This is a genomic window from Italian clover phyllody phytoplasma str. MA1 (genome assembly GCF_000300695.1).
Classification (GTDB): domain Bacteria; phylum Bacillota_I; class Bacilli_A; order Acholeplasmatales; family Acholeplasmataceae; genus Phytoplasma.
In genome coordinates, this window is sequence record NZ_AKIM01000013.1 from 19,767 (window position 1) to 27,027 (window position 7,261).

The window sequence follows — 7,261 nt, forward strand, 5'->3', positions numbered from 1 at the left end:
ATTAAAAAAAGGCGATTAAATGATGTTGGACAAAACTAAAAAAAATAACACTTTAAATAATGACACTTCACCTAAAGATTCGGCTGATAATAATATTGGATTTATTAAAACAATTGACATTAGTCAAGAAATGCAAAAATCTTTTTTAAGTTATGCAATGAGCGTTATTGTTTCCAGAGCTTTACCGGAAGTAAGAGACGGTTTAAAACCTGTACAAAGACGAATTATCTATGGAATGAAAGAATTAGGTGTTTATAGCAACGAAAGTTATAAAAAAGCAGCTAGGGTTGTCGGAGATGTAATGGGGAAATATCACCCCCACGGTGATTCTAGTATTTATGAAGCTATGGTAAGAATGTCTCAAAATTTTAACTATCGTTATCCTTTAGTAGATGGTCACGGTAATTTCGGTTCTATTGATGGTGATTCAGCGGCTGCTATGCGTTATACAGAAGTTAGAATGTCTAAAATAACTATGGAATTGATTAAAGAAATTGATCAAAATACTATCGATTTTGTGGATAATTATGACGGTAGTGAGAAAGAACCTAAAGTTCTTCCTGCTAGATTTCCTAATCTTTTAGTCAACGGTTCTACCGGTATTGCTGTTGGTATGGCAACTAATATTCCTCCTCATAATTTAGGCGAAGTGATTGATGCTTTATTGGCTTATATCGATAATAAAGATATTGAAATTACTGCCTTAATGAAACACGTTAAAGGGCCTGATTTTCCTACTGGAGGAGAAATTTTAGGAGCAGAACGCCTAAAAGAAACTTACACAACCGGAAGAGGGAAAATTTTTATTCGTTCTAAAACTGAAATTATTAAAACCGATAAAAACAAACCTTCGGTAATTATTACAGAAATTCCTTATCAAATTAAAAAAAGTATTTTAATTCAACGTATCGCTTTTTTAGCGAAAGAAAAAATTATTGATGGAATAACTGATTTAAGAGATGAATCCAACCGAAAAGGCATTAGAATCGTGATTGATTTGAGAAGAGACGTCAATCCGCATGTTTTTTTAAATAACTTATATAAACACTCTCAACTACAAATTTCTTTTAATTTCAATATGATCGCTTTAGTCAATGGCGTTCCTCAATTGGTTGATTTAAAAACTATGTTATCTGAATTTTTCCATTTTAGAATTAACATTATCAACCGTCAAAAAAAATTTGAATTAGAAAAAGCTTCGGCTAAAAAACATTTCATTCAAGCTTATGTGACAGTTTTAAACGATATTGATAGAGCTGTTGAAATGATTAAAACTTCTAAAGATGTTAAAACAGCGCAAGAAAGATTAATGCAAGCTTATAATTTTGACGAAATCCAAAGTAAAGCTATTTTGGAAATGAGTTTGCAAAAAATAACTAATTTAGAAATTGAAAAAATTAAACAAGAAGAACGTAATTTAATCGCTAAAATAGCTGAATGTGAAAGCATTATCGCTTCTCAATCAAAAAAAGAACAACTTCTTAAAGAAGATTTAAAACAAATGAAGGTTTCTTTCAAAGATAAAAGACAAACCACGATTAATACTTCAGACGATAAAGATGTTTTAAATATTTCTAACGAAAATTTAATTGAAAAAGAACGTATTTTAATCACTATTACTAATAAAGGTTATATTAAGCGTTTAAACTTAGACACTTATAAAAAACAAAATAAAGGCGGTAGAGGTGTTAGCGGAATGACTATGAATGAAAATGATTTTGTGGAACATTTCGTCGTTACATCGACTCATGCTTATCAATTGTTTTTTACTAATAAAGGTAAAGTTTATCAACTGAAAGGACATCAAATTCCTTCTTTTACTCGCCAATCTAAAGGTATTCCTTTAATTAATTTAATTCCGTTAGAAAAAGGCGAATTTTTAACAGCTGTTACTAGTGTGGATGATTTTAAAGAAATTAAAGATTATTTAGTTTTAGTAACTAAAAAAGGTTTAATCAAAAGAAATTCTATTAAGGAATACGAAAACATTAGAAATAACGGTAAAATAGCTTTTGTCTTAAAACCGAAAGATGAAGTGTTATTCGTGTTAAAAACGACTGGTAAACAGGATATTATTTTAGCTGCTTCTGACGGAAGAGCTATCCGTTTCAACGAAAGTTCCATTAGAAAAACAACTAGAATGGGTTCTGGTGTGATTGGAATGAGAATTGAAAACGATGATAATATAGTCGGTTCTGCAGTTGTTTTATCTTCTGATCAAGATATTTTAGTGGTAACTGAATTAGGTTATGGTAAAAAAACTAAAGTAGATGAATATAGAAAACAAAAAAGAGGCGGAAAAGGTGTTAAAACCTTGAAAACAACGGCTAAAAACGGTAATTTAGTTTCCTTACAAACTATTTCACCAAGCGAAGAATTAATTTTAATTTCTCACCTTGGTCAAGTGATCAGAATGTCCGCTAATAAAATTTCCACTACTAAATCTAAAGCTACTCAAGGCAATAGATTATTAAAATTACAAGAAGATCACAAATTAATTAACGCTGTAGTTGTGAAAAAAGACGAAAAAGATTTATAAATAAAACAAATATGAAAAAAAATGCGTTTTATTAAGCGTTTTTGTAAAAGAGATTAATTTTATATGAGGAAGCAGAGATAATGAGGATGAAAAATAATGATAATACGACTAATAACCAGAAAATCATTTATTTTAAAAAATCTCTTTCTCAATTAAGAACTCAATGGGCGGGCGCTCTTTTGGGTAATATTATTTTATCTCAAGAGAACTCTAGTTCGCAAAAAAATATTGTTTTATTGGAAGGCGAAATAGGTTCTGGCAAGACTGTTTTTACTAAGGGTTTATTTAAACAATTAGGAGTTAAAGATAATATTAATAGTCCTACTTTTACTTTATTAAAAACTTATCCTGTCCCTGATAGACAACTTCATCACCTAGATTTTTACCGTTTTATCAACGATAACGAAGAAAGTCAAAAGATCTTTATCGCAGAAATGTTAGAATATGTTGATTTAGGGGATATTTTACTAGTAGAAGCGCCTCAAAAAATAACGTCTTTATTCCCTTCTTGGTCTTTTGTGGTCCAAATTAAAGTATTGCCGCAAAATATAAGAAGCGTTTTAATAGAGCAAAATATTTCGGACTTAAAATAAATTAATAAAAATTTAAAGAAAGATTTTTATTATGAATCATAATCAAATGAAAAAATACATTATTTTAGATACATCAACTGCTTTTCAATTGGTAACTTTAACTGATGATGAAAAAATCATTAGTATCCAAAAAAACACTAAATCAAGAACTTTTGTGGAAAATATGATTCCTTTAATAGATATAGTTCTTAAAGAAAGTAATAGTTCTTTACAACAATTAAACGGCATTATTGTAGGAGTTGGGCCTGGTTCTTTTACTGGTACGAAAGTGGCTGTTTTAACCGCTAAAATGTTAGCGTCTGAATTAAGCATACCTTTATATCAAATAAGCAGTTTACTCCTTTTATCGAGTGGTTATTCCGATGTTTTATTAACTCCTAAAATTGCTATTAACGAGAATTCTTTTTATAGTTTAAGTTTAACCAATAATAAAGTTATTTTACCTGAAAAGAATTATTCTCCTACTTTTTTAAAGGATTTTCCTAATCACTTGTTAATAACAGAAAAAACCTTTCTTTTGTCTCCGGTTCAAGTCTTTTTTTATATGCAAAAAGTGGTAGAACCGCATCATTTAGTTCCTAACTATTGTATTCCTTATTTAAATGAAATGACGAAAGAGAGGTCTAATGGACAAATATATGAATGATAAAAAGGTATTTTTATGAATATTTTATCCATTGAAACTAGTTGTGATGAAACTAGCGTGGCGGTCACACAAAACGGCAAAAAAGTTCTTTCTAATATAGTTTTTAGTCAAATTGATTTTCACAAGCAATATGGAGGAGTAGTGCCTGAAATTGCTTCACGTAAACATATAGAAACAATTACTTTAATTTTAAAACAAGCTTTAGAAGAAGCTAAAACTACTCCCCAAGAAATAGATCTAGTAGCAGTCACGCAAGGACCAGGTTTAATCGGTTCTTTATTGTTAGGAATAAATGCTGCTAATACTTTCGCCTATATTCATCAAAAACATTTAATAGGGGTTAATCATTTGATGGGACACCTTTATTCCGTTCAAATAGAAAACGAAATTAAATTCCCGGCTTTAGCGCTTTTAATTTCGGGGGGTCATACTGAATTAATTTATATAGAAGATCATTTTAAAATGAAACATATTGGAACGACTTTAGATGATGCTGTAGGGGAAGTTTATGATAAAGTCGCTAAAACTTTACAATTAGATTATCCTGGCGGACCAATAATTGAAAAATTATCTTTACAAGGGAAAGATATTTTTAATTATCCTCGCCCTTATTTAAAGAATAAAAATTTAAATTTTAGTTTTTCTGGTTTAAAAAGTAAAATCATTAATTCTATCGATCATCAAAAAATGTCTTTACAATATAAAAGCGATATTGCGGCTTCTTTTCAAGCTAGTATCGCAGAGGTATTAGTCGAAAAAACCCAAAGAGCGATGAAAAGGTATCCCGTAAATCAACTCCTTATAGTAGGCGGAGTGGCTGCCAATCAGTTTTTAATCAACAGCTTTAAAAAAGCTTTTCCTCGAACGGAAATATTAACTCCTAGTTTAAAATATTGTACGGATCAGGCGGCTATGATTGGTATCGCAGCTTATTTTCAAAACAAATTTAGCCAACCAGCTGAAAAAAAATATAATCTCAACGTTAATACTAATTTAAAAGTTGTCTAATGTGGGTTATATTACTAAAAGCGGTTTTAGAAGTTTTTTTGAGAATTTTAATTTAAAAATTTATAATATAATCGAGGTATTAGTAATGTTTCAAGAGTCGAATTTTATTAAAACTATTATGCAAAAAGATTTAGACGAAAAAAAATATAAAGAAATAATTACTCGATTTCCACCTGAACCGAATGGTTTTCTTCATTTAGGACACGCAAGAGCTATTATTATTAACTTTGAATTGGCTAAATTTTTTCAAGGAAAGACTTATTTAAGGTATGATGATACTAACCCTTCTAAAGAAAATCAAATTTATGTGGACGCTATTTTAGAAGATATTAAATGGTTGGGTTATGAACCGGACCAAATTTTTTATGCTTCTGATTATTTTGATATTATCGAAGAAAAAGCGATTTTATTAATTAAAAAAAGCAAAGCTTTTGTAGATGATTTGACTATGGAGCAATTGAAAGAATATAGAGGTGAATTGAAACAACCTGGCAAAAATTCTCCTTATCGCGACCGTACTGTTGAGGAAAATTTATATTTGTTTCAACAAATGAAACAAGGAGTTTTTAAAGATGGCGAAAAAGTTTTAAGAGCTAAAATTGATATGGCTAGTCCTAACATGAATCTTCGTGACCCTGTTTTATATCGTATTTTAGATGCTTATACTCTGAAAAAGAAATTTTATCATATTTTCCCTGCTTATGATTTTGCTCATCCTTTAGAGGATGCTATTGAAGGGATAACTCATTCCTTATGTTCTTTAGAATTTGAAGATCATCGCCCTTTATATGATTGGATCATTAAAGAAACAGAAATGAAAAACACACCTAAACAAATAGAATTCGGGCGTTTAAACATTACTCAAACTTTTTTAAGCAAAAGAAATTTAAAATTTTTAGTAGATTCGCAATTAGTACAAGGTTGGGATGATCCAAGAATGCCGACCTTAAAAGGGGTTAAAAAAAGAGGTTATACACCGGAAGCTATTAAAAAATTTATTTTAGAAATAGGTCTTTCCAAAAATAACACTCATATCGATAAAAACATGTTAGATTCTTGTTTAAGGGATGATCTGCAAAAAAAAGCCAAAAAAGCGATGGCTGTGGTAGAACCTTTAAAAGTAACTATTACTAATTATCCTGATAATCAAATAGAATATAACGAAATACCTTTTCATGAAGATTTAAGTTTCGGTTCCAGAAAAATGGCTTTTTCTAAACACATTTATATAGAAAAAAATGATTTTCAATTAACTAAATTAAACAAAAAATCTAAAAAATTATTTTTAAATGGAGAAGTGAGGTTATTGCATTTTTATTTCGTTAAAGCTTATGATGTTATTAGAGATGAAAAAGGTGAAATTATTGAAGTTTTAGCAACATATGATCCTCAAACTAAAAGTGGCAGCGGCTTTAACGCAAGAAAACCGAACGGAACTATTCATTTTGTAGAAAAGTCAACCGCTAAAAAAGCTCTTTTTAATTTTTATGAACCGCTTTTCAATAGTGAAAACCCTAACCCTTTAAATTTAAGTGCTGATTTTAATCATCATTCTTGGCTTAAAAAAGAAGTTTTAATAGAAGGTTCTTTAAACTTAGAAAAAAACCATGAACCAATTCAATTTGTGAGACAAGGTTATTTTAATATAGACCATCAACCTGATAATTTAGCTAATTTTAATGAAATAATTCCTTTGAAAAAAATTTATAAATGAGAAAAACTTGATATCAAATGTTTTAGATTATTAACAGGTCAATTGATTTGATTCACTATTTAGTTATTAAAAAAACCATCTAATGATGGTTTTTTTAATATATTGGTTCAACAAAAAGACAAAAAAAGACTATCAATAAACGATAGCCTCCATTAATCCATAAATTATTTTTCGGATAATTTTTTCATTGTATTAACAAAAAACGCTATAAAAGCCCAAATAAATACTAAAAATAAAGAGAAACCTAAAAGCATTTCGTATTTTTTGTTGATTTTTCTTTCTATAATTTCGTCTAATATAATTAAAATACCAGACATATAAATACTATAAGGAGCGATGAAAAAAGCACTAACTAATAAGTAACCTAAAATAAAAAGAGGGTGAAAATATTTTTCCATCATTTGGCTCCAAGTCATACCATAGGGTTGAAATATTATTATAGAAAGCATCATCATTCCTGTGAATAAAAAAGTAATTAAAGCGTATGCCGTGTTCCAAACCAAAAATACACATTTTGAGGTTTTTTATTGAAAAAACGTTCAAAAATTTTGAATTTAGATTTATATAAACCGTTAGAAGTTTTTTGAGAAGAAATAATGCTGTTATTTGTTTGCGCTTGATGGAATTCTGTTTCTGTCAATAATTGATCTTTTTGAGCAGATAAATATTGTTTATATAAATATGCGCTGTTCCTTTTTTTAATACAACTTTTGTCTTTAAAATTATTCTTTAAAACTTAAAATTAAGTGATAATTTCATAT

Annotated in this window: 6 protein-coding genes; 5 read left to right on the top strand and 1 reads right to left on the bottom strand. The window is 28.9% G+C overall.

All coding sequences use genetic code 11. The features are described 5' to 3' along the window. Positions 1-22: 22 nt before the first annotated feature. From gyrA to glnS, 5 genes are all read left to right on the top strand, one after another. Positions 23-2,539: a DNA gyrase subunit A gene (gene gyrA / locus RI01_RS00805; RefSeq protein WP_017192766.1), complete on the top strand. Its 2,517-nt coding sequence runs from the start codon at positions 23-25 to the stop codon at positions 2,537-2,539. An 86-nt stretch (positions 2,540-2,625) separates the two neighbouring features. Continuing rightward, complete coding sequence (gene tsaE / locus RI01_RS00810) at positions 2,626-3,132, top strand: tRNA (adenosine(37)-N6)-threonylcarbamoyltransferase complex ATPase subunit type 1 TsaE (RefSeq protein WP_017192767.1); 507 nt, start codon at positions 2,626-2,628, stop codon at positions 3,130-3,132. Between the two features lie 31 nt (positions 3,133-3,163). After that, positions 3,164-3,778, top strand: coding sequence for a tRNA (adenosine(37)-N6)-threonylcarbamoyltransferase complex dimerization subunit type 1 TsaB (tsaB, locus tag RI01_RS00815; protein ID WP_017192768.1), 615 nt, complete (start codon positions 3,164-3,166; stop codon positions 3,776-3,778). A gap of 15 nt (positions 3,779-3,793) precedes the next feature. Next, entirely contained in the window at positions 3,794-4,786 is a 993-nt protein-coding gene (gene tsaD / locus RI01_RS00820) for a tRNA (adenosine(37)-N6)-threonylcarbamoyltransferase complex transferase subunit TsaD (protein WP_017192769.1), read from the top strand. A gap of 85 nt (positions 4,787-4,871) precedes the next feature. Continuing rightward, the gene (gene glnS / locus RI01_RS00825; RefSeq protein WP_026052432.1) at positions 4,872-6,500 is read left to right on the top strand and encodes a glutamine--tRNA ligase; all 1,629 of its coding nucleotides are present in this window, start codon (positions 4,872-4,874) and stop codon (positions 6,498-6,500) included. Between the two features lie 164 nt (positions 6,501-6,664). Here the strand turns inward: glnS and RI01_RS00830 are convergent, their stop codons facing one another. Further along, positions 6,665-7,003: a hypothetical protein gene (locus tag RI01_RS00830; RefSeq protein WP_152411621.1), complete on the bottom strand. Its 339-nt coding sequence runs from the start codon at positions 7,001-7,003 to the stop codon at positions 6,665-6,667. Positions 7,004-7,261 lie beyond the last annotated feature (258 nt).

Bases quoted from the DNA above. Each gene is read 5' to 3' on its own strand.
- gyrA (WP_017192766.1), top strand. From the start codon at position 23: ATGTTGGACAAAACTAAAAAAAATAACACTTTAAATAATGACACTTCA.
- tsaE (WP_017192767.1), top strand. From the start codon at position 2,626: ATGAAAAATAATGATAATACGACTAATAACCAGAAAATCATTTATTTT.
- tsaB (WP_017192768.1), top strand. From the start codon at position 3,164: ATGAATCATAATCAAATGAAAAAATACATTATTTTAGATACATCAACT.
- tsaD (WP_017192769.1), top strand. From the start codon at position 3,794: ATGAATATTTTATCCATTGAAACTAGTTGTGATGAAACTAGCGTGGCG.
- glnS (WP_026052432.1), top strand. From the start codon at position 4,872: ATGTTTCAAGAGTCGAATTTTATTAAAACTATTATGCAAAAAGATTTA.